Genomic DNA, 25,572 nt, shown 5'->3' on the forward strand with positions numbered 1-25,572 from the left:
CGATTTACCCGTCTCGGGTTAGGCGTCTTGGGGGAGGGGTCGCGTGATATCAATGGTAATGCGGCCGCCAAAGTCGGGAATGGGGGCGGCGGGTTTGCTGAGGCGGACTCGCACTTGCTGAACTTTGTCTAGGTTTAACATCGAGTCGGCGATCGCCCCGGCCAGTCGTTCAACTAGGGCAAATTTTTCCTGTTTAATAATCTCTTTGACTTGGGCGATCGCCTGTCGATAGTCCAAGGTGTCGTCAATGACATCACTTTGACTGGCGTCCTGCAAATTGAGCCATAGGGTTAAGTCCACCTCAAACCATTGCCCTAAGACTTGTTCCTCGGGGAGAAATCCCGTATAGCCATAACAGCGAATTTGTGAGAGTTCAATAGAATCCATACCGCGTTTTTAGGTAATAATCTAGCCTCAAGAGGCCCTATTCAGTTGCCGGGACTCGCGTGGGTTCTTCCACGGATGGACTCGCGGTACTGATGGCTTGAAGCAACAAATAATTTAACACAGTTCGCACGGAAATAATCGCCGCTAAACGGGCAATATCATCCCAACGACTGGAAATCATTGTTTTGAGAATGGTTGCCCCAATCAAAAAACTCAAAGCAAGGGAAAACGAGTAGCCCATCACTAGCCGCCCACGCTGAAATGCCTCGGTAGTTTGTGGTTTAAATAGGGCATCTTTGAGATAAATCACTAAGGCACGACCGACCCCAATAGCAATAACAAATAAAGCTAAGAGTTGACAAAATCCCGTCAAAATGCCATTCAAAGAAATGACCAGTCCTGATAGTTCTGCTTCTAACCCATCTAATAGCATTTTGTACGTTCCTAAACCGTTAAACAATAAGGCGAGAGACTTAGTTAAATCGAGCGCTTGTCCTGGCCTGCTATGATTTTTTGCCGGTCAGCCAATAGGATTTCATCTCACCCCGTCCCTTCAAGGCAACCATCCCCCGTCCCCGAAAATTATACCGTTGTTTCAGTCGCTCATAGGTCGCTTCAGTGACCTGAATTTTCCCCGGTTCCCCATGAGACTCCATGCGCGAGGCAACATTGACCGTATCTCCCCATAAATCATAAATAAACTTGTGGGTTCCGATGACTCCAGCAACGACCGTTCCACTATTGATGCCAACTCGAATTTGAAATTCCTCGGGATGTTGCCGTTGGACTCGCTCAACAGCCTGCAACATGGCTAAGGCCATATCGGCGATCGCCTCAGCATGATCCGGACGGGGAATCGGTAAGCCTCCAGCCACCATATAAGCATCGCCAATGGTTTTGATTTTTTCAAGTCCAAGTTGTGCGGCGATCGCATCAAACTCTGAAAAAATCTGATTGAGAAGATTCACCATCTCAACAGGAGACAAGCGCAAGGATAAAGGCGTAAATCCCACAATGTCCGCAAACAAAATAGTGACATCATCAAACAACTCCGCGATCGCCCCCTCCTCCACCTTCAACCGAGCGGCGATGGACTCCGGTAACACGTTCAACAACAGACGTTCCACCGTTTCCCGTTCCTGACTCAAGGCGGCGGCATTTTTCTCTAAATCCTCCAACATCCCATTAATCGAAATGCCCAAATCACTCAGTTCATCATCGCCAGGGGTCGAAACCCGTAAGGTTAAATCATTACTCTTGCCAATTTCAGACACTGCCTTACTCAAGCGGGCCAAACGCCGCAACACCAAACGCTCCAAAAGAACCACCGTCAAGACCCCAAAGACCCCTCCCACCAGAAGCAGAGACCCCAGTAAATAGCGTAACGCCCGCTGTCCCTCTCGATAGACATCCCGAGGCATGGTCACTTCAAGCAAAAGCTGAGGCCTGCCATAAATATCCCTCACCCACTGATATCCTGCCATGTCCCGTCGGTTAAACGGATGAACAGCCGGCTCATCAGGGGTCTCCTCCAGGCGGGCGGCCATGGCCTGTAAATGGCTGGACTCCTCTAAGTCCGAGAGGCGGTGGAACTGAACCTGTAACTCGAGTTCTTCTGTTAACTCTTGCACTTGGGCTCGATCCCAAGGTCGCAACATGATAATCGTCCCCGGCATTGTCCCCTCACCATCAGACGTTAGGATGGGGCGGGACGACACCAACAGTGTCTCCTCGGGGAGAACCCAGAATCCTGCCGTCAGACTATCCCGACTCTCATGAGCCAACAGGGGATGCTCTAAGGTTAATCGTTCGAACCAACTGGCCGGGAGACTTTCCCGGACTTCGCTGTTGAACTCAAACTGCCCCCCCGACTTGACCTCCCCCTCACGGTCTATCAATAGTAGGCCCCTGAGTTGGAGGTTTCCCAAGACCGTATCGGTGATATTCCCCTGCACAAAGTCCTCATTATCCCCGGTCATGAAATCATGCAGGGAATCCCAGTTCGACCAGTCTGCCGTCACGAGATCGAGTTGAGCCACTTTTTGCATTAACGCATTCTCCACCCGTCGGATATCTCGGGTCGCATTTTTGGTTTCCAACTCCCAAAAACTGCGTAGTAGAATCACCGATAGACTGCCTGATAAAATTGCAATTAGCCCCAATAAACTACAGCTTATTACCAGCAGGCTTTTTTGATACAGTTTCATGTCTTATAGGCATAAGGAGCAACCTCGCTCAGCTTAGTTGCAGAAGTTACACGACTTGACAGCTTGATTGAAGTTATTGGTTAGCCCACTATCAACTCACAAGCGTTAGCCCGCCAGCAAAACTAATAGCTCAACTCCAAACTCATGTTCAAACAGTTCCTTTTTGTAGTTGATGCTCCAGCGTTCTAAATCGCATGGATCTCCCGTTTCTTTAGGATATAACAGCAGTTTAACCTGTTTAGAATCGGGGCGATTTTCACAACGTACCTTGCGAATCGTACCAAGTTGACGGCGATCGAGGGCGATCGCCAACCGCATCAAGCCACTCAATTGCCGAACTAAGAGGCGATCCTCACTCGACAAATTGGCATAGGGTTCATGTTTTTTCTTAGGCGCACTCTTGCGGTGATAGCGAGCTAAATTAGCAATTAACTCAACCTCCAACTCCGTAAACCCAAGCAACTCCCCATGACGAATCAAATAATAGGAATGCTTGTGATGGGCCGAATGACTTACATAAAGCCCACAATTGTGGAGTAACGTCGCCACCCACAATAACTCTCGTTCCGTCTCACCCCACTCATGGAGGACCCCCTGAGTTTGGTCAAACAAACTCACCGCAAACTCCGCCGTCCGTTCTGCATAGGGCAAATCCACATGATACTTCTGAGCAATCTTGCGGGTACTCCGTTCTCGTACCGAACTTTGATAGCAGAGTTTATCCTCAATCAAACCCCGATTGAGCATCCAATCCACAATCATCCCTTCTCGTAGGGCCCGCTCACAGATAATCAGTTCATCGACTCCCAACAGAGACATGGCCTCATGGAGAATCACCGCCCCAGCGACGATAATCTCAGCGCGACGCTCCACCATTCCAGGAATTTTGAGACGCTCGTCATAACTGCTCTTGCGGAGTTTTTTGAGCAGTTTATGGAGATGCTTAAAGCTCAATACATAGCCATTGAGGGGATTCGGAACCCCTCCCAAACTATCGATCGCATCCATCGTCGCGAGGGCCTCAATGGTTCCCGAAGTGCCCACCATACGCAAGGTTTCCCCCGGCTTAACCTTCGCCAACACCTCCTCAACAGGGCGTTCTAGCATCCCCTGCACATAGGCTTCGAGGGCAGTGTAGTCCTTATCATCAATGGGATCACTATGGACATACTGGCCCGATAGACGCACCGCCCCGACTTTGGTGCTGCTGAGGCTGCGGGGTTCCTGGCCATTGCCGAGAATCAACTCCGTCGACCCCCCACCAATATCAATCATCACATGAGGCTGACGGGCTAATTCCATCCCCGACAGCACCCCCAGATAAATCCGTCGCGCCTCCTCGGGGCCGGAAATGAGATTAATCGATAAATTCAATTCGTCTCGTACCCGTTGGATAAATTCCTGGCCATTGGGCGCTTCTCGGGTGGCGCTCGTGGCCACGGCTACAATTTCATCAGCAGCGAGACTGTGGGCAATTTTTTGATAGCGTCGTAGAGTTTCAACGGAGCACTGAATAATCTCAGGTTTGAGATTTCCAGTTTCAAGATCACAGTCCCCGAGGCGGACAGTTTCCTTTTCGCGCGTAATAATAGTAAAGGCGGGCAGTTCCGGCTGAACCTGAACCACGACCATGTGAATGGAGTTGGTCCCAATATCAATGGCGGCCAGAACATAGTTGGAGCGAACGGACACCCCAATGGGACGAGCCTGCATCCGGATAGCATTGCTCGGGGGGGTTGTGTCTGTCATGACGAAATCCTCAAACGTAAGCAGTTCTCCCGGGTGTTATCGAGGCCACGTCCTACAACACAGAAGTGATGATACCGTGGTTGGGGGGAGTCCCCCGTCTTGACGGGTCGAAAACTTAGGAGTACAACAAGTGCAACTTGCCTTGATGATATCTCGTCTTGTCCCATTCGTCGTTGGGCAGGTTTGCGATTTTTTACCTTGCGTCCTCTTCTTGTGCATCTTCAGGCTCAAACGTGTTTGACAGCGATGAACTGACCGTTACTCAAATCCAAGGCCCCGATGATCTCTTTGATGTGCGGGGACAGTTGTTGCGTAAAACCAATCCCCTACGCAGCAAAATTTTAATTTTTTCCACGATTTATCGCCAGTTCGATTTCAGCGATCGCGACTGGATGGCCCTGAGAACTCAGGAACTGGATGCACTGCTGCGTCATCTGTTTGATGCCTGTCCAACTCTCGATGAACTCGATAGCCGTCTGCATCGAACCGCACGGGATTTAGAGGGAACTGAGGAAAATCTCAAAGCAGCAGATTTGTTGGTACGTTGTTTTACCCGCTTTTATGTCCAGGATCTCCCGAGTCGGCCGGATCAGAGGTCCCAGGATTTATCCCCAGATTTAGAGCCGACGGCCGATCCGGTGACCCTTGGAAGTCATATTACCGAAAGTCCTCTCCTCAATGTAGACGCAAATGTAGACGCAGGTCCCCAGGAGGAGGACGAGGATAGCGATAGTAGTCTCTTTTTCGATATGACGTTTAATGGGAGAGCGGCGATCGCCCCCGCTAGTCATCCTGAGCCGGAGGCTTTAGCACCATCTCCCCCCACCCCTGCACCCGGCTCATCTCCCCGGTTATCCGATCGCCTCTTGCAGCATCTGGCGACTACCGATGAGGTTCAGGATCTGATCCGTCGCTCTAGTAAAGACCTCACCGAGGCGATCGCCCAGAGCATTACCGACTTAGAGATGAACCTCGAAGCCACCTGCGCTCACGTCTCCCCCGAAGAACAACTACGCATCAAACATGAAGCCGTCACCAGCCTCCTCAACGATGTGCGCCTCAATCTAAACCGCATTGGTGGGGTTCTCGATCATCCCTCCTCCTCCCTCCAAGACTCCACTGTGGACCCCGTTGTGGATGAGTTACAGCGACAAGCTAGTCAGGGAACCCCTCGGGCGATCGCCCGCTGGCTGATTCAGCGTCATCGCGCCTTAGGAATTAACCTGCTAGCCACGCAAAAAGGTCGCTGTCTCCATGTTGTCTTAGATTTAGCCTCCCTCAATCCCAACACCGACAACGATCCGCACCATCTTGCCGGTCAGATGTACGAGAGTATCCTAGAATTGAAACTAAGCAGCGCTGATCGCCTGAAAGTCCATGGTCGTGAGCCAGGACAGAAACGTCCGAGTTGGACGAGATCGTTTCTACTGTAACTGCACTGTCGCCTCAAGCTTAGTCAAACCCCTATGGACGCTCGGGAAGTTTTAGAACGTTACATTTCCGGAGATATTGATTTTAAGAGCGTCACTCTCTGCAACGCCAAACTCGCTGGGGCTGAACTGATCGGGATTCGCTTGAGTGGGGCCAATCTCCAGGGGGCCGATTTACTCTTCGCCTATCTCACTCGCAGTCAACTCGATGGGGCCAATCTCAGTAAAACCAAACTCGGCGGGGCGAATCTCAAACAAGCCAATTTACAAAAGACTCATCTACGAGATGCCGATCTCCATGGGGCGATTCTGCAACGGGCCGATTTGCGAGGCGCTGATTTGAGTCTGGCTATCCTCATTGATGCCAATTTAATGGGAGCGGATTTACGCAGTTGTAACCTCAGTGGGGCCGATTTACGGGGGGCTTCCTTACGGGGGGCGAATTTACGCTATGAACGGCGCATTTATGAGCCGGTCAATTTGCGAGGGGCGAATTTATCCTATTGTGACTTACGAGATATTGATTTAAGTTATGCGGACTTAACCCGTGCTAACCTAACTGGGGCCAAGTTAACCCAAACTCATTTACGGGGAACGATTTTCACCCAGGCCAAGTTGAAATGGGCTAATCTACGCCGCGCCACCATGATTGATACGGATTTAACTGAGGCAGATCTACGGGGGGCTGACCTTTCCGATGCCATTATCGCCAGTGCCAGGATGCGGCAAGCGCGGCTACAAAAGGCAACGCTTTATATGGCAAATTTGGCGCGATCGAATATGACTCAAGCGGATTTACGAGGAGCGGATTTACGAGAGGCTAATCTTTTAGAAACCAATTTAACCAAAGCCGATTTAACCGATGCCGATTTAACCAATGCCAATTTGTTCGATGCGGATTTAACCCTAGCTCGCACCAAAGGCGCTAATTTTACAGGGGTTAAAATCAACGACGATTAGAATTATTTGTAATCATAAATAAGCTAGGGTGTGTTCCGGTTCAGATCCATTTTTCTCTTTCAGGAGAAGGCTAAAAACAACTGGAACGCACCGCATCGTCGGAGGCTTGCAGATTAGCCCATGCCTCGGGTAGGATAATTCTTCTCAAGAAGAAACCCCAGCATCTGCTGAAGCTCTTTTAAATTGGGGCGACCAAAGGGAGCATTGTTAATCGCCGCATAATACAGCGTTCCATCGGGACGAACCAAAAACAATCCTGGTTCCCCAAACTGCTGAGGCTCATAATCAAACGCCTGATCAGAGACATAGAGTCCCCAGTCCCGCATGGACTCCACCGATTGACCATAGCCAAGGGTGAGGTTGTTTAATCCCCAATCAGTTTTCGCTTGATGGGCTTTTTCTTCTGGGTCTCCACTGACGGCGATCGCCCCGATTCCTAACGCTGCAAACTTGTCTAAAAGTGTCTCTAAATCTGCCAAATAAGCTTGACAAATGGGGCAATGGAGTCCCCGATAAAAGACAACCATCGTAAAGTTTTGCGGCTGTTGGTCTTGCAACCGCCAGGTATCTCCTCCAACGGTTGGAACTGTCAACTCAGGAGTTGACACACCGGGCATTAGCTTTGGAGACGGATGATAGGTTACGCTCATGAAAATATCTCGTTAAGTGCAAGATGGTCTGTCATAGATACGTCAAGCCCTGAGATCTGGATGTCTTCACCACCTCAGCCGACTATGCTCACTCAACCCTCAGAACCCACCTGGAAAACCGTCATCCGCCTGTTGCGTTGGGATAAACCCGCCGGCCGCTTAATTCTCATGATTCCCGCCCTCTGGGCCGTCGTCCTCGCCGCCGAAGGAACCCCACCCGTACCCCTCATTGGTGTAATTATCTTAGGAACCCTGGCCACCAGTGCCGCCGGTTGTGTTGCCAATGACCTCTGGGATCGCAACATCGATAATCAAGTCGAACGCACCCAATCCCGTCCCCTAGCCTCCCGGGCCTTGTCCATTAAAACCGGAATTGTGGTGGGGTTGGTCGCCCTCCTCTGTGCGGCGGGCCTGGCCTCCTATCTCAATCGCTTCTCCTTTGCCCTATGCGTGGCAGCAGTTCCAGTAATTTTGCTCTATCCCGCCGCCAAACGGGTCTTTCCCGTCCCCCAATTGGTTTTATCCCTAGCTTGGGGCTTTGCCGTCTTGATTAGTTGGAGTGCCGTTGACGGGGGGTTAGCTGCCTCAACCTGGTGGTTATGGGCAGCAACGGTATGGTGGACCTTGGGTTTTGATACGATTTACGCCCTCTCCGATCGCGAGGATGACCTGAAAATCGGCATTAACTCCAGTGCGATTTTCTTTGGAGAGGCGGTTGTGGGGGCGATCGCCCTCTGTTTTATCGCTACGGTGGTCTGTTTGGGGGTTGTGGGCATTCAACTGGGCTTAGGGAGCGAATTTTGGCTGGTGTTAGTCCTGGCCACGGGGGGCTGGACTTGGCAAGTGGCCCGACTTCAGGAAGAAACCTTACCCCGTCCGGCCTTTGGCGATTTGTTTGCCCAAAATGTCTGGTTGGGGTTTGCGGTGTTACTGGGGATGCTGTTGGGACTGTAGGGGATGAATTGCCGGGAACTTCTCTCCTACACTGAGAGGACAGCAGCTTGTGATGAATCTTGACTTTATGAAAACCCGTCAACTCGGTAACAGTGATTTACAGGTCTCAGAAATCTGTCTGGGAACCATGACCTACGGGCAGCAAAATAGTATCGAGGAGGCCCATGCACAACTCGACTATGCGATCGCCCAAGGGGTCAACTTCATCGACACCGCCGAAATGTACCCCGTCCCCGGCCGGGGCGAAACTCAAGGCCGAACCAGTGAATATATTGGTCAATGGCTGTCCAAACAGCAACGGGACAAACTCATCATCGCCACCAAAGTCACCGGCGGCGGTTCCCGGATGGAGTGGATTCGCGGCAAAGATCGCAACGTCGATCGCCCCAACATCGAACAAGCGGTCAATGACAGCCTCAAACGGCTACAAACCGACTACATCGACCTCTACCAAATCCACTGGCCCGATCGCTATGTCCCCCTCTTTGGCGGCGGAACCTTCAACCCAGAACAGGATCGGCCCACCGTCCCCATCGCCGAACAGTTAGAGGTATTTAAGGACTTGGTGGATGCGGGCAAAATTCGCTATGTGGGATTGAGTAATGAAACCGCCTGGGGTGTGAATCAGTTTTGTCATCTCGCCGAGACGTTGAACCTTCCCCGAGTGGTGTCGGTTCAGAACGCCTATAGCCTCCTCAATCGCGAGTTTGACCTGACTTTGGCTGAAACCAGTTATCGGGAAAATGTCCCTCTGTTGGCCTATAGTCCTCTGGCTTTCGGTTTCTTAACGGGGAAACATCAAAGCGGCATCGATCCCAACTCCCGAGTCGGACAATTTCCCGGATTTGGGGCACGCTATGGTAAACCCAATGTGCAAGCGGCATTAACGGCCTATTTAGAGTTGGCCAAGCAATGGGGATTGTCGCCGGCCCAGATGGCCTTGGCCTTTGTGCGATCGCGCTGGTTTGTGGCCAGTACCATTATCGGGGCCACGACATTAGATCAGTTAAAAGAAGATATCGGCAGTGTGGCGGTGGAGTTAACCCCAGAAATGTTAGCCGCCATTGACGAAATTCATGCCAAATATCCCAATCCGGCCCCTTAATTGGGAACACCGGAGAACCCACCCCGCCCTCCGGGCACCCCTCCCAAGAGGGGAAAGACGTAGGGGCGACCACAAGGGTTCGACCTGGTAGGGTGCGTCCCGGCTTGCAACGAGTTTGAACTTTGACAGATCACCTTTCAACTTGCCGGAACGCACCATTCGGGAACTGCCACCTTCCCTCATAATAGGGGACGACCTTCACCACCGCCCACCGTGACCCAACGATCGCTCGCCCTGGATAGTCTGCGAGGATTGGCCGTTCTCGCCATGGTCTTCTCAGGAATCATCCCCTTCGGCGGGGCCCTGCCAGCTTGGATGTATCACGCCCAGGTTCCCCCCCCAGATCATGTCTTTAACCCCGAAGTTCCGGGACTCACTTGGGTCGATCTCGTCTTTCCCGCCTTCCTCTTCGCTATGGGGGCCGCCATCCCCTTGGCCCAACGGCGGCGCATTCAACAGGGTTGGCCCGGCTGGAAAATTGCCCTCTCAACCCTCTGGCGAGGACTTTCTCTAATTGCCTTTGCCGTGTTTTTACAGCATTGTCGCCCCAATATCCTCGACCCCGATTTAGGGGTTTGGCGGTGGTGGATTTCCCTGCTAGGATTTCTCATTCTTGGACTAGCCTTTGGCCAGTTTCCTCGCCAGATTCCCATCTCAGTTCAACGGGGTTTAAATCTCTTGGGATGGCTGTTAGGAATTGCGCTATTATCTCAGTTAACTTATGCCGATGGCAGTGGCTTTTCCAATAGCCGCAATGATATTATTTTAGTGGTTTTAGGCAATGTCGCCATAGCTGCAACCGCCGTTTGGTGGCTGACTCGGGATCAGCTTCTGGGCCGTTTGGGGGCGATCGCCCTCGTCTTTGCCCTACAACTCTCCCTCGATGAATCCGGCTGGGTGCGATCGCATCTCGACATCTCCCCCCTTCCCCATCTCCTCAACTTCGCCTATCTCAAATATTTGCTGGTGGTTCTCCCCGCCACCCTCATCGGCGATGGACTCTGGCAGATGCTGCAACGGCGAGAGTCCCCTGAATTGACCCCAGGTTGGACGGCCCGACGCTATGGGGCGATCGCCCTGTTGGGACTGACTTGGACCCTCACCCTGCTGATTGGACTCCAGGGACGCTGGCTGGGTCAAACCGTGGTCATAGCTGTGATTTTGACAATTTTTACCTGGTGGCTCAAACACAAGCCCTACAGCCCTCAAGAACGGCTGCTGAGTCAATGGATGACCTGGGGAACCTATTGGATTGGTCTGGGGTTAGCCTTAGACCCAGTTCAGGGAGGGATTAAGAAAGATCCCGCCACCTGGAGTTATCTGTTTACCACCACGGGAATCTCCATTTGGCTATTGATCAGTTTACGGGTTGTGGTCGATATCTTTCGCGGCGATCGTCGTTTACCGGGGTTAATTCCCCCACTCATCGACACCGGCCGTAATCCCCTGGTTGGCTATGTGGCGTATCTCAACCTGATTTTGCCCATTCTCACCTTAACCGGCGTGCGCACTCTCATCAACGCCGTCACCGCCTCCCCCCTGCGGGGAACCCTGCGGGCCATCTTGATGACGATACTCGTGGTGGGAGTGGTTTGGGGATTGAAGCAACTGCGTTGGCGTTGGCGGCTGTGAGGCGGTATCAAGGCTACTAATGGAGCCGTTTGTTCTGGCCCTAACGACGGTAAAGAGCGCCAAATCGAGAAGTTATCCACCAAACTCTGGATGACCTCCATAAAATGAGAGTATAATCAACTAAAGGTGCTTGATAAAAAGTCTTTAGGGGAAGCTACTGCTATTACAGCTTAAGACGTAGCAGTGCTCCCTAAGCTTATTAGGTAGTGAAAGTAATGTAGGAATGTAAGGTTGCTTATTTAAGGTCGTGGGTAATAAGTTTGGACTTAGACATAATCTATAATACCTCATAGCCAAACCCTAGAACTCTTCTTGGACTGTACATAAGTTATATTTATAAATTAAGACCTGGAGGGAGCTTTAAATATTGATTTATTATATACTTTCTTGGGCCCTCTCGATAAGTGTTTCGATCCCTTCCAGTAAAGGTTGTTTTTCAATACTCCGCCTTGCTAATTCTTGGAGTATTAAAGAATTAAGTTTTACCTTGACTGTATTAAAATCTAAATGTTTATAACAAGGAGTGACAGAGTAGGAACTAATACAGGGAGCAAGATATTGTTTCCACTCTGTGGGATAACTCTTATGCTTATCTTTTGAAATTTCACCAAATACAAAAGCAGCAGTACCGGCAAAAACATCAGCTATTTGTATTCCAGGGAATTTTTTTGAGTCTGCCAGTTTAGGTATCTCAATAAGATTGAAACTAATCGGATGCTACTTTCCAGCCACTTCTATGAATTCTTTATCTTCTTTGTTAACCATTTCCTCGAAAAGTTCTAATTGTTCTTTCAAAGGCTTAGAGCTATCACAAAATACCTTTAGTTGATAGGACTCTTGTCCCCACTCCCCTAAAAGCGAAAAGAGTGAAGAGGAGCTAAGATCTAAAACCCATTTGCCTACATTTGTGCCTTTTATTGAGTCTAGCTACAAGTTAATTATCTCTCGTTGGTGAATACAAAATTCTTTTATCTCATTTAATCCTAGGGGTATTTTGGGTGAGGAGAGAGAATCAAAGAAATTATTATAATCCATTTTCATGAATTGATAGAAATCGTTAAAAATACACTCAGCATAGTTACCACCTTCTTTGAAATGGATATAAAGAAGATTAGATACAAAATTATGAAATTCAATATCATAAAAAATGGAGTTCTTGCTAGCTAAAGCAGGCTCAAATATGTATTCATAAAATTTGCAAGCTAAACTATACTTTTTGTCATGAACAACAACTTTGGCACGAGTACTAAATTTTTCCAAAATATGCGTAATAGCTTTTCTACCTGGACTGGACTTTCGCATTTTGTTTGCTTTTAGTTCGCCGGATTGTATCTTGTAATCTTTAATTACTTTTTCTACAAATTCTTTGGCTTCTTCATTACTTACTGCTACTGCCGAGTAGGTAAAGAAAGGAGCTGTGCTGTCCAGAAGATTAGGTCCCGTGAATCCCGATTCATCACAAAAAATTTCCTGTACGTTATTTTTATGAATACTCATAATTTATGTTCACTAAGTTCGTGGAGTTTTAATTAAAAAAACGAAGAGGCTTAACTAAATGTATTAGCCAAGAAAATAAAGCCAGCACAGCCTCATGTTAACAGTAAGACCAAGCAGGTGGCAAGATATAGAGTCAAAAGGTTTGGATAGGGAATCCAGTTGTGAACCTGGCGTTGATGTTGCTTTCAATGACCGGCTTTCGTACCATTTCCTCCTCGCCTCCTCGTGTCATGGCAATGGCTGGAGCCATGACACGGACTCTGGGCGGCTCTGCCGCCTGTACTCGGGAGGCAGAGCCTCTCCAAGGGCATGACTTGGCTCGAGCCAAGTCACGAGGAAATGCCAAGTCACGAGGACATCGAGAACATCGTCTTAGAATGTTTCTTAGAGTCCGCGCCCTGGCTTACAATCAGCAAATCCGAGCGCCTCACTATCGAGGAAACTGGCAATTGCCATTTCGACAACCGCCTCAACTGGATACTCTATTTCAGTAGCACGAGCGAGTAGCGCGGCACGAATACGCTCAGGCAACCGCTCTAAAATCACTTCAGCATCAGCACGAGACAGTTGCTCTTGAACCCTAGCTTGCATAATATCACCTTTCAGTTGGAATCTGGGCATTGTAAGGAGGCTCAGTTGCTCTTAGAATTATGGCTTCTAGCTCCAATAGTAACGCGGGGTTTCCCCAATAGGGAACAACTTGCAACGCAATCCGTATATCCTCATCACTATATTTATCGAGCCATGCCCATAGGAAAGCCTTATGCCCTCCCCTGAAGCGCCCTCGTAGACTTTTGGTTTTGCCAATATAGAGCAACCCCTCAGTTTTATGCCGAATTGCATAGACGCCGGGGCGAGCCGGTAGATGAGAAAATTCACGGCTTAAAGGTTGGCATTGCTCAAACGGTCTCAAGGCAATCATATCGAGTATTCTTCGAGCTTCGGCTTGTAAGTCCGACTCGTTCATCGGCGTAGAGATAGAAAGGTTGGTAATCTAGACTCTATACTCTCATGGATCTCAACTCTAATCCATCTGGGTCGTCAGACTAGACACTTTAATTTGTTGCCTTAGATACCAAATCCCTAAAACCACCCCCCAGCCGCTAAACGTAGCAGCCGGCCAACGGAGGTGTTTCGATTCACCGTTTGACGCGGGATAAAATAGGGATTTCTAAAAGGAGTGAGGCGCAGACTTCGGGTATTATAAAGATAGCCCGATTGATGATAGAGTTTGACAATCTCTAAAGCATTGTCATCAATCGCCCCAAAGGGATAAGAAATATGATTTGCGACAGTTTCAGTCCCCTCTAACCCGGCTAAACAGTCTCTGAGTTCCTGTTGCGATCGCCCCACTTCTTTATGCACCTCCTCCTCGGAAATCAAGGTCAGATTATCATGATTCGCCCCATGAGATTGAATATCATAATAGCCCCGAATCACTCCCTTCCGTAACTCCTCACAACTGGCGTGTTCTAAATAGCTTCCGGGGACTCCCATAAAAGAGGAGTTTATAAACCAAACGACCGTCAGTTTCTCCCCCGTTTCTCGATGAAGTTGCTCCAATAACGGCAAAACATTGAGATGAGCCTCCCGATAACCATCATCAATGGTAACCATGACTTTAGGACGAGATTTGTAATTGACAGGAATCGGATCTGGGGGAGTCTTAAAATAGTAATTATAGAGGTCTTGGGAGGACAAAAACCAATAATTGCGCGCTACTAATTCTCGCAAAAAGGCTTCAAATTTATTGATGCTGTAATCGGCGCTAAATTCCGGTCGTTGGGGCGGTTGGTTTCGGGGATTATCAATTTCAATAATATCGTGAAAGCCAAAAATGGCGATTTTTTCAATTAGGAGTTCTCCCCCAATCATTACCAGAATAAGTCCCAGCAGAAAGGCGATCGCCCAGCGTCGGAGTTTGGCGTTAGAGACCATCAGCGGAATAAGAGAAACTGGGAAGAGGACAAGGACATTAGAGAAACGAAGTCAGTTTGAGGGCGATATGATTATCAATTAACGCCAAATGTCCCTCTGGATGAATGGCGGAGAACGACTCAAAAAACTGGCGCGGTTGGCTGGGGAAATGGGAAAATTCTAATTGAGCATCCCCATCGGCGATATTGGCCCAAAAATAGCGCAAACTGGGAATCAGGGGTTCCGCCGCCTCTCGGGAGAGATGGAGAGGAGCATCGGTCAGTAAGCGTAGCATAAAGGGATAGGCCCGATCGCCCATCCAGTCGCGAGAGAGTTGACCCAGATTTTCCCAATCCTGCACCCCATCAACTCTCCCCGACTCAATTTGCAGCCAAGTCTGTCCCTGATTATCCCGCAGACATTCCAAAACCCGATAAGGATGAGGATACGAGACCGTCGAACCGGTGGTAATGTCATAGAGATCTCCTGCTTGGGCGATATCCTGGACATGAAGATGGCCCGTAAACACCAATTGCACCCCATGCGATCGCAACAACGTCCGTAACTGCGGTGCATTCTCCAACATATAGCGTCGTCCCAAACCATTCTCAGACTGGCCTGGGAGATGTTCAATCACATTATGATGCACCATCAGCCACACCTCCTCCCCCCGAAGTTGCTGCAATTGGTCATCCAACCAGTCTAACTGTGACTCCAACACCCTCCCCACCTGCTTTCCTTCGGCGTTGAAGTGATTGGAGTTTAAGCCAATCAGATGTAACCCCCGACGCAACTCAACGGTGTAATCTAACCCCTGAGGCTGGCCATAACCACAATGGGGATAATAGCCAGCAAAGTCCGCCATCCCAATGGAATGGTCATTGGCCACCGCCACCGGGATATCATGATTTCCGGGAATCACATACACCGGATAGGGAAGTTCCTTCAAGCGTTTGGCTAACCAGCGATGATTCTCCGGTTCCCCATGTTGGGTTAAATCCCCTGGAATCAGCAAAAACTCTAAATCTAGTCCGTTGAGGCGATCTAAAATCGTCTCCAAAACCGGAATCGAGACTTCCACCAAATGGAACCGCTGGGGACTATCCCAAATGGTATGAGGAAGGGCAATATGTAAGTCACTGACGATCGCAAATCTAAAAGCGTCCATAGCTAACGAGGGTGAGAAGCGGCAGATGTTCAGGTTCGATCGCATCCACATCTTCCCATACTAGCGACTCGGGCGCCCCGGACTGACCGACTTCCCCAGTTGGGGAGAGTTTCCACTATCCTAGAACAGGACATCTCTCTATTCCCACGACGGCGATCGCCATGAAAGTTCTGCAAATTGTCCCCTCCGTTTCCCTAGTCTATGGCGGTCCGAGTCAAATGATTTTAGGGTTCTCCCAAGCCTTAGCGGAACAGGGAGTCGATGTCACTCTCCTCACCACCAACTCCAACGGCGACTCAGGCCAAGATCCCCTTGATGTTCCCCTCAATCAAGCCATCCCCCAAGATGGCTACCAGATTCGCTATTGTCGCTGTTTTCCCTTCCGGCGTTATAAATTCTCCCTTCCCCTGTTTCAATGGCTGTGGAACCACGCCAGGGACTATGATCTCGTCCATATTCACGCACTCTTCTCCCCCGTTAGCAGCCTCTCGGCTTGGATTTGTCGTCAACGGGGGGTTCCCTATGTCTTGCGGCCTCTAGGAACCCTCGATCCAGCGGATTTACGCAAAAAATCCCGCCTTAAAGACCTCTATGCCAGGGTTTTGGAACGGGAAAACCTGGCCCAGTCCGCCGCTATTCATTTCACTACCCCCGAAGAAGCCAAAATTTCCCACCGCTTCGGGGTAAAAACTCACGATTGGGTGATTCCCCTGGGAGTTACACCTCCTGAACCCCCGCCTCGGATGCAAGAGATTTGTCAGGAGTTGGGAGTCGACGCAACCCGGCCCCTAGTTCTGTTTATGTCGCGGGTGGAACCGAAAAAGGGCCTGGATTTATTGATTCCGGCCCTGGAGGCCGTCGCCGCTAAGGGAATTGAGTTTCAGTTTGTCTTAGCCGGGAGTAACCCTCAAGATCCCGCCTATGAACAGATGATTGGCGATCGCCTCCGCAATTCCTCGATTCACCCCCAGACTCGCATCACCGGCTTTGTCAGTGGCGATCGCAAAGCCGCCCTCCTCTACCGCGCCGATTTGTTTGTGCTACCGTCCTATTATGAGAACTTCGGCATCGCTGTCGCCGAAGCTATGGGAGTGGGAACACCGGTGTTAATTTCCGATCGCGTCCAGATTTGTGATGCGGTGGCCGCGTCAGAGTCTGGCTGGGTGGCGGAGTGTTCCATGGAGTCGGTTCGCGATCGCCTCATTGACGCCTTAGCCAATTTAGACAACTGTCAGCGACGGGGGAACAATGCACGTACCTATGCCACTCATCATTATCGTTGGCCGGCGATCGCCCAAACGGCGATCGAACGGTATCGAAGCATCATCTAGGGTGAACCAAACCATTGCAATCGTCTTCGGAGAATCTCCATGAATCGCCAAATGAATCGTAAACGTTGGTCTTGGCTTGTTTTAGTCAATTTTATCTGTCTGAGTCTCTTAGGACTGTTTCTGTCCCTACGTCCCGTCTCAGCGCAATTTTCGCCCCCAGGAAACCCTCCCAACCGTACCGGACAAGCCATTCGTTGGGAATATCGTTCAGTGTCGGCCACGCGAGAAAATGACCCCGACTATGAAAATTTCACCCAACAAATCAAAGACTTGGGAGACTCCGGCTTTGAGATGGTCACCTGTCTCTACGCGCCAGACAGTCGCCGTAGCGAGCGTTCTACCACCGCCTGCTATTTCAAACGACCCCGCTCTTAACCTCTAAGCTACCACAAAAAAATGGGGAGTAAACTAATGTTTACCCCCCAATCAATCTTAATAGGATTTCCGACGATTACGGAACCGACGACGCTCACGGTGACGAGCAATCTCCTTGCGTTTATGCTTCTCCGCCGGAGTCTCAAAACACCGATTCTTTTTCATATCCGAAAATAGTCCCGCGCGGGAGACTTTGCGCCGGAAGCGACGTAATGCGGATTCGATGGGTTCACTATCACCCAAGATAATTTGAGTCATTCACTTCCCTTCTACTCACAGTTCACAGTTTGAAAAAAAAGAGGCTCGGAAACTTTCCCGTTCCTCTTAAAAAGGCGCACCGTTAAACTCTCAAACCGGATGAGGAAACCTCAAACAACGATTGGCTTAACGGATACCGCCCCAGGGTGAAAACATGTCCACCCCTAGTCGACGACTAGACATCAACGATGTGGTTAGCCGTGTAACTACTCAGTGCAATTATACAGCCTGTTAGTCCACTGTGCCATCCACAGCGAAAACGCTAACCGTCTAAGACTTTAAATCAACCTAACGGCGGTTGTACCGGGGTTTGTCAGTGCGAGGCTTAGCAGGGTTAACCCGAATAACACGGTCCATCCATTCCGCCCCATCTAGGGCTTCAATTGCGGCCGCTTCTTCAGATTCCTGCTCCATTTCCACAAAGGCAAATCCCCGCATACGACCGGTTTCACGGTCCGTCGGGACGTGAATCCGTTTAATCGTCCCATATTCTGAGAAAACGTCACTTAAATCCTCAGAGGTGACTTCATAAGAAAGATTTCCAACGTAAACGGACATCGAGGGTCTCCAAAATCAAACAGCGTGCAGAGATGGAGATTTCGGAGTGAAGCTTGCTCAGACTAAACGGGAGAAAACCAGTTAATACCAAAAACAAACACTAGGGCCGATAATTCTTCTATCTCTTTATCCAGCATAGCACGCTTTATCAAGGCTGGGAATTTTTTTTGTTTCCCTTTATATTTCCTCTGTGATCTCTAAAATCGTAAGCGTCGCTGTACCAGGTTAAGATTTTCGCGGTAATCGGAGATATTAGGTGCTAATTCCACCGCCTGGCGATAGGCGTTCACCGCTTCTTCGTAGTCTCCTAACCTTTCCCAGGCATACCCGAGACGATCCCACGCCGCTGCTAAACTCGGATCTAGCTCTAGGGCCCGGTTAAGGGAGGCACGGGAGCGGTCATAGCGTTCAAGTCCCTGTTGAGCCAAGGCCAGATTATACCAGGCGATCGCCGGACTCAACTGCCCCCAGCGACCATCCCCCTGTAGGGCCCGCTCACAGGAGGCGCTAGCCTCAACAAAGCGGTTGAGAGCCACCTGATCGGCGCAGCGATTAGCCAAAGCCAGGGCATAATTGGGACGTAACCGTAAGGCGCGGCGGTGAGCCTCTAGAGCTGCCTCATAGTCCCCCAAATTCCCCAAGCGAACCCCCAAATTCGTCCAAGTCATGAAATCATCAGGGCGCAGCCTCAAGGCCTTCTCACAGGCCACCACCGCCTGGCGATCGCTCCCCTTCTGACAGCGGGTGACATACTCCCGATAGGTCGTCTCCATCCCATCGTCTTGAGCATGAGCCAACCGCTCGGCCGCGGCCGGGTGGCCCATCAGGCCCAGCCAGGCCATCGTCAATAGGGGAACTTGTCTAAACCATCGTTGGTAACGCATCACACCTCGCTGGAATCCCTCGTAAGCCTTGCCATGGTCTTGTCGGATTGTTTAAGACGTCGGATCATCCGGGGGCGCCTGAGGTTCTATCCGTAAGCGCACCGATTCCCGGTGAGAATGTAACCCCTCCGCATCCGCCAGAGTCTGAATCGCCGCGCTCATGCTTTGTAAGGCTGAGGGAGAATACTCAATCAGACTCGAATGCTTCATAAAGGTTTCCACCCCCAGGGCCGAGGCGTAACGGGCCGCGCCGGAGGTGGGTAAGGTATGATTGGGCCCCGCTAAGTAATCTCCCACCGCTTCGGGAGTGGAATAGCCCAGGAAAATCGCCCCCGCGTGCCGAATTTGGGGGACTAACTCCCAGGGTTCGAGAATTTCGAGTTCTAAATGTTCCGGCGCAAACTGGTTCGAGAGGTCGGCGGCTTCCTCTAGGGAATCGACCACCACCACTAACCCATAATGGGCGATCGCCTTCTCAGTCCACAAGCGTCGCGGATGATCACTCAACTGCTCTTCCACCGCCGCCACCACCTGACGGGCCAAGGCCGAATCCGGGGTCAGCAGAATCGCTGCCGCCATCGGGTCATGTTCAGCTTGGGCCAATAAATCCGCCGCCAAGTGACTGGGATTAGCATGATGATCAGCAATCACCAACACCTCCGAAGGCCCCGCTAAGGAGTCAATCCCCACCGTCCCAAAGACCATTTTCTTGGCTAAGGTCACGTAGAGATTGCCAGGCCCGGTAATCACATCCACCGGCGCGATGGTTTCGGTTCCGTAGGCTAAGGCGGCGATCGCCTGGGCCCCACCGACCCGATAAATCTCGTGGACTCCCGCTTCCTGGGCCGCCACCAACACCGCCGGATCGACCCGTAAATCGGTTCCGGGGGGAGTAACCATCACCAGTCCTTCAACCCCCGCCACCTTAGCCGGTACCGCATTCATAATCGCGGTACTGGGATAGGCACCGCGACCTCCAGGGACGTAGATTCCCGCCCGATCGACCGCCGTATAGCGTTTCCCCAAAACCACCCCATCCTTGCCAAAGTTGACCCAACTCTTGGGAACCCGTTGGCGATGGAAGGCTTCTACCTGTTTGACCGCCAACTGAATCGCGTCTAAGAGTTGTTTAGGGATTTGTTGATAGGCTGCATCGAGTTCTGAGCCGCTCACTCGCAATTGCGAGGCCGTCAAGGTTTGACCGTCAAACTCTTTCGTATAATTCAGTAGAGCCGCATCCCCTTCCTGGCGAACCCGCTTGAGAATGGTTCGGACGCTTGCTTCTTGTTCGAGCACCCCGTCAGACTGGGTGCGGTTCATGATTCGCCGTAACTCGGACTCGGCTTCAGATCGCTCAGTGATGATTCGCAGCATGAGATGTTACAGAATGCCTCCGCGCGTGTCTGCCCCAGATAAAACGTTCAGAGGGCGACCACAAGGGTTCGCCCCTACGACAGGGCGACCACAAGGATTCGCCCCCACGACAGGGCGACCACAAAGGTTCGCCCCTACGACTGATTACCCTATCAGCTTAGCGCGGATTTTTTCAGAAAGCGCGACTTCTCACAAATGGGATGCTATATTAGTATGTCTGGTAAGAACCGCCCAAACAAACGTTAACAGAATTGAAGTATAATAGGGGAGTTAATCGGTGGCAAACATCAAGTCTGCAATCAAACGCATTCAAGTCAACGAGCGCAACCGCTTACGCAATAAGTCTCACAAGTCAGCCATTCGCACGCTGATGAAGAAGTACTTTGCCGCAGTGGACGCGTACCAAAGTAATCCAAGTTCCGAGGCCTTAGAAGAGGTTCAGCAGTGTATGAACCTGGCCTATAGCAAAATTGATAAGGCTGTGAAACGAGGTGTACTGCACAGCAATACCGGCGCTCGTAAGAAAGCGCGCCTAGCCAAAGCCCTGAAGCAAGACAACACCGCCGCCGCGTAACTCTTGCGGCCGCAGACCATTGAGCCGATCGCATGACGCTTATTGACACCCACGTTCACGTCAACTTTGACCGTTTCGAGGCGGACTTCGAGCAAGTTCGCGATCGCTGGCGAGCCGCTGGAGTGAGCCAACTGATTCACTCATGTGTGCATCCGCAGGAATTTCCTCGGACGCAGGCCATCGCTGATCGGGTCCCGGAATTGTCCTTGGCCGTGGGGTTACATCCCCTCGATGCCCAAGACTGGACCGAAGACCTCGCCAGTGAAATTCGTCGTTTGGCTCAAGAGGATCGTCGGGTGGTGGCCATCGGAGAGACGGGGCTGGACTTTTTCAAGGCCGACAACCGCCCCAAGCAAATCACCGCCCTGCGGGGACAACTAAATATCGCCCAAGCCCTGAACTTACCTGTGATTATCCATTGCCGTGACGCAGCCAGCGCCCTAGTGGAAGAACTCCAGCGGTTTCGGGATCTGGGCGGTCAGCCCCGGGGTGTCATGCACTGCTGGGCTGGAACCCCCGAAGAAACCCAAGCATTTCTAGATCTGGGGTTTTATATTAGTTTTAGTGGTATCGTCACCTTCAAAAATGCCCAGACCTTGCAAGAATCAGCCAAGAGAGTCCCCGATGATCGCCTCTTGATTGAAACCGACTGTCCCTTTCTCGCCCCCGTCCCCAAACGGGGCAAACGCAACGAACCCGCCTTCGTGCGCTACGTTGCCGAAACCCTGGCCCAACTGCGGGGGGTGTCCTTCGATGACCTCGCCGAGCAAACCCGGCAGAATGCGATCGCCTGCTTCGCTCTCAATCCGGTTTAGACCGACGATTCTGAACCCGAGCCAGCCTATCTGCCCAAGATAGACCCCGATCCCATCGCACGCGCAACCGCAGACCCCGAAACGAATGCCAAGCTCTGGACTTTACTTGAATCGTCGATTATCCAGTCGAGCCTCAGTCGGCATCCCACGTCCGACAGACTCACAATCTGCTCACCCAGGCCACGCCCACAAGCCTGTTTCAACCTTCGACCGAGGTTTCACGCCCTGAAACCTCGATTTGCCGTGCGGCGCCGAAGGCGGCAAACCTGGGTCCAGACTCCACGTCTTTAGCGCATCCCAACAGTCCGACAAAGAAGACGAATGACTAACCTACAAACGACCACCACCAGTACCGCCCCCGTCTTTCACCTGCCTGACCTCGTCGCCATCCAGCGATCGAGCTTTCGCTGGTTCCTCGAAGAAGGCTTAATCGAAGAACTTAACAGTTTCTCCCCCATTACCGACTATACCGGAAAGCTAGAACTTCACTTTATCGGTCGTAACTACAAACTTAAAGAACCCAAATATAGTGTAGATGAGTCCAAACGCCGCGACAGCAGCTACGCCGTGCAGATGTACGTCCCCACCCGGCTGATTAACAAAGAAACCGGGGAAATCAAAGAACAAGAAGTCTTCATCGGCGACCTGCCCCTGATGACCGAACGGGGAACCTTTATCATTAACGGCGCTGAGCGGGTCATCGTCAACCAAATCGTGCGATCGCCCGGCGTCTACTACAAATCCGACGTCGACAAAAACGGTCGCCGCACCTACAACGCCTCCCTCATCCCCAACCGAGGCGCTTGGCTGAAATTTGAAACCGACCGTAACGGCCTCGTTTGGGTCCGTATCGACAAAACCCGCAAACTCTCAGCCCAAGTCCTACTCAAAGCCCTAGGACTCTCCGACACCGAGATTAGCGATCGCATCCGTCACTACGACTTCTTCGAGAAAACCATCGAAAAAGAAGGGCAATTCAGCGAAGAAGATGCCCTGATGGAACTCTATCGCAAACTGCGACCTGGCGAACCCCCCACGGTCTCCGGCGGTTTGTCCCTGCTCGAGTCCCGCTTCTTCGACCCCAAACGCTACGACCTTGGACGAGTTGGGCGCTACAAACTCAACAAAAAACTGCGGCTCAACGTCCCCGACAGTACCCGAGTCCTCACCTCCGACGACATCCTCGCCGCCGTTGACTACCTCATCAACCTCGAATTTGACATGGGGCAAGTCGACGACATCGACCACCTGGGCAATCGCCGGGTGCGTTCCGTCGGCGAACTGTTGCAAAACCAAGTCCGCGTCGGTCTCAACCGTCTCGAACGGATTATCAAAGAGCGGATGACCGTCTCCGACTCCGACACCCTCACCCCGGCTTCCCTGGTCAACCCCAAACCCCTGGTAGCCGCCATTAAAGAGTTCTTCGGGTCCAGTCAACTTTCCCAGTTTATGGACCAGACCAACCCTCTGGCTGAGTTGACCCACAAACGCCGGATTTCTGCCCTCGGCCCCGGCGGACTCACCCGAGAGCGGGCTGGATTCGCCGTACGCGACATTCACCCCTCCCACTACGGACGCATCTGTCCCATCGAGACCCCAGAAGGTCCCAACGCCGGACTCATCGGCTCCCTCGCCACCCACGCTCGCGTCAGTAGCTATGGCTTCATCGAAACCCCCTACTACCGCGTCGAAAATGGTCGCGTCATGCGGGAGAACGCCCCCATCTACATGACCGCCGACGAAGAAGACGACCTGCGCGTTGCCCCCGGAGACATCCCCATCAACCCCGAAGGCTACATCCAAGGGGATCTCGTTCCCGTGCGCTACCGTCAGGACTTTACCACCACCACCCCAGATCAGGTGGACTTCGTGGCCATCTCCCCAGTGCAGATTATCTCCGTCGCCACCTCCTTGATTCCCTTCATTGAGCATGACGACGCCAACCGTGCCCTGATGGGATCGAACATGCAGCGTCAAGCGGTTCCCCTGCTGCGGCCCGAACGGCCCCTGGTGGGAACCGGACTCGAAGCCCAAGCCGCCCGAGATTCCGGGATGGTCATCGTTAGCCGTACCCCTGGCGTTGTCACCTACGTCGATTCCGAGCGCATTCTCGTGCGTCCCACCGTCGAGGAGAGCGAAAGCAACGGCTTACCGCAAATCATCGAATACGAACTGCAAAAATACCAACGCTCCAACCAAGATACCTGCCTTAACCAACGCCCCATCGTCTTTGAAGGGGATGAGGTCGAAGCTGGACAAGTCTTGGCTGATGGAAGCGCCACCGAAGGGGGAGAACTGGCCCTGGGACAAAACATCCTCGTGGCCTATATGCCCTGGGAAGGCTACAACTATGAGGACTCCATCCTCATCAGTGAGCGCCTGGTCATCGATGATGTCTACACCAGTATCCACATCGAGAAATACGAAATCGAAGCCCGGCAAACCAAACTGGGACCCGAAGAAATCACCCGCGAAATTCCCAACGTTGGTGAAGATTCATTACGACACCTTGACGAAAGCGGCATTATCCGAATCGGGGCTTGGGTCGAATCGGGAGAAATCCTGGTCGGGAAAGTGACCCCCAAAGGAGAATCCGACCAACCCCCTGAAGAAAAACTACTGCGGGCTATTTTCGGGGAAAAAGCGCGGGATGTGCGGGATAACTCCCTGCGGGTTCCCAACGGTGAAAAAGGTCGTGTCGTCGATGTGCGGGTCTTTACTCGGGAACAGGGCGACGAACTGCCCCCCGGTGCCAACATGGTGGTGCGCGTCTATGTGGCCCTGAAACGGAAAATCCAAGTCGGGGACAAAATGGCCGGTCGCCACGGCAACAAAGGGATTATTTCCCGGATTCTGCCCCAGGAAGATATGCCCTATCTCCCCGACGGTACGCCCCTAGACATTGTCTTGAGTCCTCTGGGGGTTCCCTCCCGGATGAACGTGGGACAAATCTTTGAATGTATGTTGGCCTGGGCCGGTGATAACCTCAACGCCCGCTTCAAAATGGTTCCCTTCGACGAAATGCACGGAACCGACCAATCGCGGCAAACCGTCAACCGCAAGCTGCAACAGGCGCGGGAGAAAACCGGTAAAGATTGGGTCTATAACCCCCAAAATGCCGGGAAAATTCAGGTCTATGACGGACGTAGCGGCGAACCCTTTGACCAGCCGGTAACGGTGGGCAAAGCCTATATGCTCAAACTGGTTCACTTGGTCGATGATAAGATTCACGCCCGTTCCACTGGACCCTACTCCTTGGTGACTCAGCAGCCCTTGGGTGGGAAAGCCCAACAAGGGGGACAACGGTTTGGAGAAATGGAGGTTTGGGCCCTCGAAGCCTTTGGGGCCGCCTATACCCTGCAAGAACTGCTCACCGTCAAATCCGACGATATGCAGGGACGGAATGAAGCCTTGAATGCGATCGTCAAAGGGAAAGCCATTCCTCGTCCGGGAACCCCAGAATCCTTCAAAGTGCTCATGCGAGAACTGCAATCCCTCTGCTTGGACATTGCCGTCCATAAAGTGGGAACCGCCGAAGATGGTAACAGCGTGGACGCTGAAGTAGACTTGATGTCCGATGTCTCCAGCCGTCGCGCCCCCAACCGTCCCACCTACGAATCCATGTCCAAAGGAGGAGACGACGAGGATTAATCTCCTCCCGAACCCTGCCCCCTGAACCCTGCCCCCCCTCCGTTGTCTTCAGCTCCTTATTTAGGGAGCTACCGAGTCAGCGGAGGTCAATCCCCC

At 51.7% G+C, this 25,572-nt stretch carries 24 protein-coding genes; 10 read left to right on the forward strand and 14 right to left on the reverse strand.

The window, feature by feature from the left end; all coding sequences use genetic code 11:
* Positions 1-18: 18 nt before the first annotated feature.
* The 4 genes from folB to L855_RS17300 all read right to left on the reverse strand — a co-directional run bounded on the left by folB (position 19) and on the right by L855_RS17300 (position 4,343).
* Positions 19-387 (reverse strand): dihydroneopterin aldolase, encoded by a 369-nt coding sequence (gene folB / locus L855_RS17285; protein WP_159790106.1) that lies wholly within the window; start codon positions 385-387, stop codon positions 19-21.
* 37 nt (positions 388-424) lie between these two features.
* On the reverse strand, positions 425-820 hold the full coding sequence (locus L855_RS17290; RefSeq protein ID WP_159790108.1) for a DUF1622 domain-containing protein: 396 nt from the start codon (positions 818-820) through the stop codon (positions 425-427).
* Positions 821-890: 70 nt separating this feature from the next.
* Entirely contained in the window at positions 891-2,594 is a 1,704-nt protein-coding gene (locus tag L855_RS17295) for an adenylate/guanylate cyclase domain-containing protein (RefSeq protein ID WP_159790110.1), read from the reverse strand.
* Positions 2,595-2,699: 105 nt separating this feature from the next.
* Complete coding sequence (locus L855_RS17300) at positions 2,700-4,343, reverse strand: Ppx/GppA phosphatase family protein (RefSeq protein ID WP_159790112.1); 1,644 nt, start codon at positions 4,341-4,343, stop codon at positions 2,700-2,702.
* 233 nt (positions 4,344-4,576) lie between these two features.
* Here L855_RS17300 and L855_RS17305 point away from each other — a divergent pair, with 233 nt between their 5' ends.
* Positions 4,577-5,776, forward strand: a complete 1,200-nt coding sequence (locus L855_RS17305) for a hypothetical protein (RefSeq protein WP_159790114.1) — start codon at positions 4,577-4,579, stop codon at positions 5,774-5,776.
* A 33-nt stretch (positions 5,777-5,809) separates the two neighbouring features.
* Complete coding sequence (locus L855_RS17310) at positions 5,810-6,733, forward strand: pentapeptide repeat-containing protein (protein WP_159790116.1); 924 nt, start codon at positions 5,810-5,812, stop codon at positions 6,731-6,733.
* 113 nt (positions 6,734-6,846) lie between these two features.
* On the opposite strand, the gene L855_RS17315 is transcribed toward L855_RS17310, so the two are convergent.
* Positions 6,847-7,383, reverse strand: a complete 537-nt coding sequence (locus L855_RS17315) for a peroxiredoxin-like family protein (protein ID WP_159790118.1) — start codon at positions 7,381-7,383, stop codon at positions 6,847-6,849.
* Between the two features lie 84 nt (positions 7,384-7,467).
* Here L855_RS17315 and L855_RS17320 point away from each other — a divergent pair, with 84 nt between their 5' ends.
* The 3 genes from L855_RS17320 to L855_RS17330 all read left to right on the forward strand — a co-directional run bounded on the left by L855_RS17320 (position 7,468) and on the right by L855_RS17330 (position 11,074).
* The gene (locus L855_RS17320; RefSeq protein WP_159790120.1) at positions 7,468-8,337 is read left to right on the forward strand and encodes a 4-hydroxybenzoate solanesyltransferase; all 870 of its coding nucleotides are present in this window, start codon (positions 7,468-7,470) and stop codon (positions 8,335-8,337) included.
* 52 nt (positions 8,338-8,389) lie between these two features.
* Positions 8,390-9,442 carry an aldo/keto reductase gene (locus L855_RS17325; RefSeq protein ID WP_343039363.1) on the forward strand — a complete coding sequence of 351 codons (1,053 nt, stop codon included), beginning with the start codon at positions 8,390-8,392 and terminating at the stop codon, positions 9,440-9,442.
* A 213-nt stretch (positions 9,443-9,655) separates the two neighbouring features.
* Positions 9,656-11,074: a DUF5009 domain-containing protein gene (locus L855_RS17330; RefSeq protein WP_159790122.1), complete on the forward strand. Its 1,419-nt coding sequence runs from the start codon at positions 9,656-9,658 to the stop codon at positions 11,072-11,074.
* Between the two features lie 927 nt (positions 11,075-12,001).
* Here the strand turns inward: L855_RS17330 and L855_RS17335 are convergent.
* The 5 genes from L855_RS17335 to L855_RS17355 form a co-directional block, all read right to left on the reverse strand.
* A complete protein-coding gene (locus L855_RS17335) occupies positions 12,002-12,571 on the reverse strand; it encodes a DUF3800 domain-containing protein (protein ID WP_159790124.1) in 570 nt (189 codons plus the stop codon).
* Between the two features lie 384 nt (positions 12,572-12,955).
* Positions 12,956-13,162, reverse strand: a complete 207-nt coding sequence (locus L855_RS17340) for a hypothetical protein (RefSeq protein WP_159790126.1) — start codon at positions 13,160-13,162, stop codon at positions 12,956-12,958.
* Positions 13,163-13,166: 4 nt separating this feature from the next.
* Entirely contained in the window at positions 13,167-13,538 is a 372-nt protein-coding gene (locus L855_RS17345) for a GIY-YIG nuclease family protein (protein WP_159790128.1), read from the reverse strand.
* A gap of 116 nt (positions 13,539-13,654) precedes the next feature.
* A complete protein-coding gene (locus L855_RS17350) occupies positions 13,655-14,509 on the reverse strand; it encodes a polysaccharide deacetylase family protein (protein WP_159790130.1) in 855 nt (284 codons plus the stop codon).
* Between the two features lie 37 nt (positions 14,510-14,546).
* Positions 14,547-15,656 (reverse strand): metallophosphoesterase family protein, encoded by a 1,110-nt coding sequence (locus L855_RS17355; protein WP_159790132.1) that lies wholly within the window; start codon positions 15,654-15,656, stop codon positions 14,547-14,549.
* A 161-nt stretch (positions 15,657-15,817) separates the two neighbouring features.
* Between L855_RS17355 and hpsP the strand changes: the two genes are divergently transcribed.
* Positions 15,818-16,987: a hormogonium polysaccharide biosynthesis glycosyltransferase HpsP gene (hpsP, locus tag L855_RS17360; protein WP_159790134.1), complete on the forward strand. Its 1,170-nt coding sequence runs from the start codon at positions 15,818-15,820 to the stop codon at positions 16,985-16,987.
* A 39-nt stretch (positions 16,988-17,026) separates the two neighbouring features.
* On the forward strand, positions 17,027-17,362 hold the full coding sequence (locus tag L855_RS17365; protein WP_159790136.1) for a hypothetical protein: 336 nt from the start codon (positions 17,027-17,029) through the stop codon (positions 17,360-17,362).
* A 57-nt stretch (positions 17,363-17,419) separates the two neighbouring features.
* On the opposite strand, the gene rpsU is transcribed toward L855_RS17365, so the two are convergent.
* From rpsU to hisD, 4 genes are all read right to left on the reverse strand, one after another.
* Positions 17,420-17,620, reverse strand: a complete 201-nt coding sequence (rpsU, locus tag L855_RS17370) for a 30S ribosomal protein S21 (RefSeq protein WP_074162914.1) — start codon at positions 17,618-17,620, stop codon at positions 17,420-17,422.
* 288 nt (positions 17,621-17,908) lie between these two features.
* Positions 17,909-18,178 carry an RNA recognition motif domain-containing protein gene (locus tag L855_RS17375; RefSeq protein WP_068790408.1) on the reverse strand — a complete coding sequence of 90 codons (270 nt, stop codon included), beginning with the start codon at positions 18,176-18,178 and terminating at the stop codon, positions 17,909-17,911.
* Positions 18,179-18,375: 197 nt separating this feature from the next.
* Entirely contained in the window at positions 18,376-19,062 is a 687-nt protein-coding gene (locus L855_RS17380) for a tetratricopeptide repeat protein (protein WP_159790138.1), read from the reverse strand.
* A gap of 51 nt (positions 19,063-19,113) precedes the next feature.
* Positions 19,114-20,436 (reverse strand): histidinol dehydrogenase, encoded by a 1,323-nt coding sequence (gene hisD / locus L855_RS17385; protein ID WP_159790140.1) that lies wholly within the window; start codon positions 20,434-20,436, stop codon positions 19,114-19,116.
* A gap of 277 nt (positions 20,437-20,713) precedes the next feature.
* On the opposite strand from hisD, the gene rpsT reads away from it, so the two are divergent.
* The 3 genes from rpsT (at position 20,714) to rpoB (ending at position 25,476) form a co-directional block, all read left to right on the forward strand.
* On the forward strand, positions 20,714-21,010 hold the full coding sequence (rpsT, locus tag L855_RS17390) for a 30S ribosomal protein S20 (RefSeq protein WP_159790142.1): 297 nt from the start codon (positions 20,714-20,716) through the stop codon (positions 21,008-21,010).
* 32 nt (positions 21,011-21,042) lie between these two features.
* Positions 21,043-21,825: a TatD family hydrolase gene (locus L855_RS17395; RefSeq protein WP_159790144.1), complete on the forward strand. Its 783-nt coding sequence runs from the start codon at positions 21,043-21,045 to the stop codon at positions 21,823-21,825.
* Between the two features lie 321 nt (positions 21,826-22,146).
* On the forward strand, positions 22,147-25,476 hold the full coding sequence (gene rpoB, locus L855_RS17400; RefSeq protein ID WP_159790146.1) for a DNA-directed RNA polymerase subunit beta: 3,330 nt from the start codon (positions 22,147-22,149) through the stop codon (positions 25,474-25,476).
* The last annotated feature ends 96 nt before the right edge of the window (positions 25,477-25,572 follow it).

The organism is Sodalinema gerasimenkoae IPPAS B-353 (assembly GCF_009846485.1).
Classification (GTDB): Bacteria; Cyanobacteriota; Cyanobacteriia; order Cyanobacteriales; family Geitlerinemataceae; genus Sodalinema; species Sodalinema gerasimenkoae.

Bases quoted from the DNA above. Each gene is read 5' to 3' on its own strand.
- folB (WP_159790106.1), bottom strand. From the start codon at position 387: ATGGATTCTATTGAACTCTCACAAATTCGCTGTTATGGCTATACGGGA.
- L855_RS17290 (WP_159790108.1), bottom strand. From the start codon at position 820: ATGCTATTAGATGGGTTAGAAGCAGAACTATCAGGACTGGTCATTTCT.
- L855_RS17295 (WP_159790110.1), bottom strand. From the start codon at position 2,594: ATGAAACTGTATCAAAAAAGCCTGCTGGTAATAAGCTGTAGTTTATTG.
- L855_RS17300 (WP_159790112.1), bottom strand. From the start codon at position 4,343: ATGACAGACACAACCCCCCCGAGCAATGCTATCCGGATGCAGGCTCGT.
- L855_RS17310 (WP_159790116.1), top strand. From the start codon at position 5,810: ATGGACGCTCGGGAAGTTTTAGAACGTTACATTTCCGGAGATATTGAT.
- L855_RS17315 (WP_159790118.1), bottom strand. From the start codon at position 7,383: ATGAGCGTAACCTATCATCCGTCTCCAAAGCTAATGCCCGGTGTGTCA.
- L855_RS17320 (WP_159790120.1), top strand. From the start codon at position 7,468: ATGCTCACTCAACCCTCAGAACCCACCTGGAAAACCGTCATCCGCCTG.
- L855_RS17325 (WP_343039363.1), top strand. From the start codon at position 8,390: ATGAATCTTGACTTTATGAAAACCCGTCAACTCGGTAACAGTGATTTA.
- L855_RS17335 (WP_159790124.1), bottom strand. From the start codon at position 12,571: ATGAGTATTCATAAAAATAACGTACAGGAAATTTTTTGTGATGAATCG.
- L855_RS17340 (WP_159790126.1), bottom strand. From the start codon at position 13,162: ATGCAAGCTAGGGTTCAAGAGCAACTGTCTCGTGCTGATGCTGAAGTG.
- L855_RS17345 (WP_159790128.1), bottom strand. From the start codon at position 13,538: ATGAACGAGTCGGACTTACAAGCCGAAGCTCGAAGAATACTCGATATG.
- L855_RS17350 (WP_159790130.1), bottom strand. From the start codon at position 14,509: ATGGTCTCTAACGCCAAACTCCGACGCTGGGCGATCGCCTTTCTGCTG.
- L855_RS17355 (WP_159790132.1), bottom strand. From the start codon at position 15,656: ATGGACGCTTTTAGATTTGCGATCGTCAGTGACTTACATATTGCCCTT.
- hpsP (WP_159790134.1), top strand. From the start codon at position 15,818: ATGAAAGTTCTGCAAATTGTCCCCTCCGTTTCCCTAGTCTATGGCGGT.
- L855_RS17365 (WP_159790136.1), top strand. From the start codon at position 17,027: ATGAATCGCCAAATGAATCGTAAACGTTGGTCTTGGCTTGTTTTAGTC.
- rpsU (WP_074162914.1), bottom strand. From the start codon at position 17,620: ATGACTCAAATTATCTTGGGTGATAGTGAACCCATCGAATCCGCATTA.
- L855_RS17375 (WP_068790408.1), bottom strand. From the start codon at position 18,178: ATGTCCGTTTACGTTGGAAATCTTTCTTATGAAGTCACCTCTGAGGAT.
- L855_RS17380 (WP_159790138.1), bottom strand. From the start codon at position 19,062: ATGCGTTACCAACGATGGTTTAGACAAGTTCCCCTATTGACGATGGCC.
- hisD (WP_159790140.1), bottom strand. From the start codon at position 20,436: ATGCTGCGAATCATCACTGAGCGATCTGAAGCCGAGTCCGAGTTACGG.
- L855_RS17395 (WP_159790144.1), top strand. From the start codon at position 21,043: ATGACGCTTATTGACACCCACGTTCACGTCAACTTTGACCGTTTCGAG.
- rpoB (WP_159790146.1), top strand. From the start codon at position 22,147: ATGACTAACCTACAAACGACCACCACCAGTACCGCCCCCGTCTTTCAC.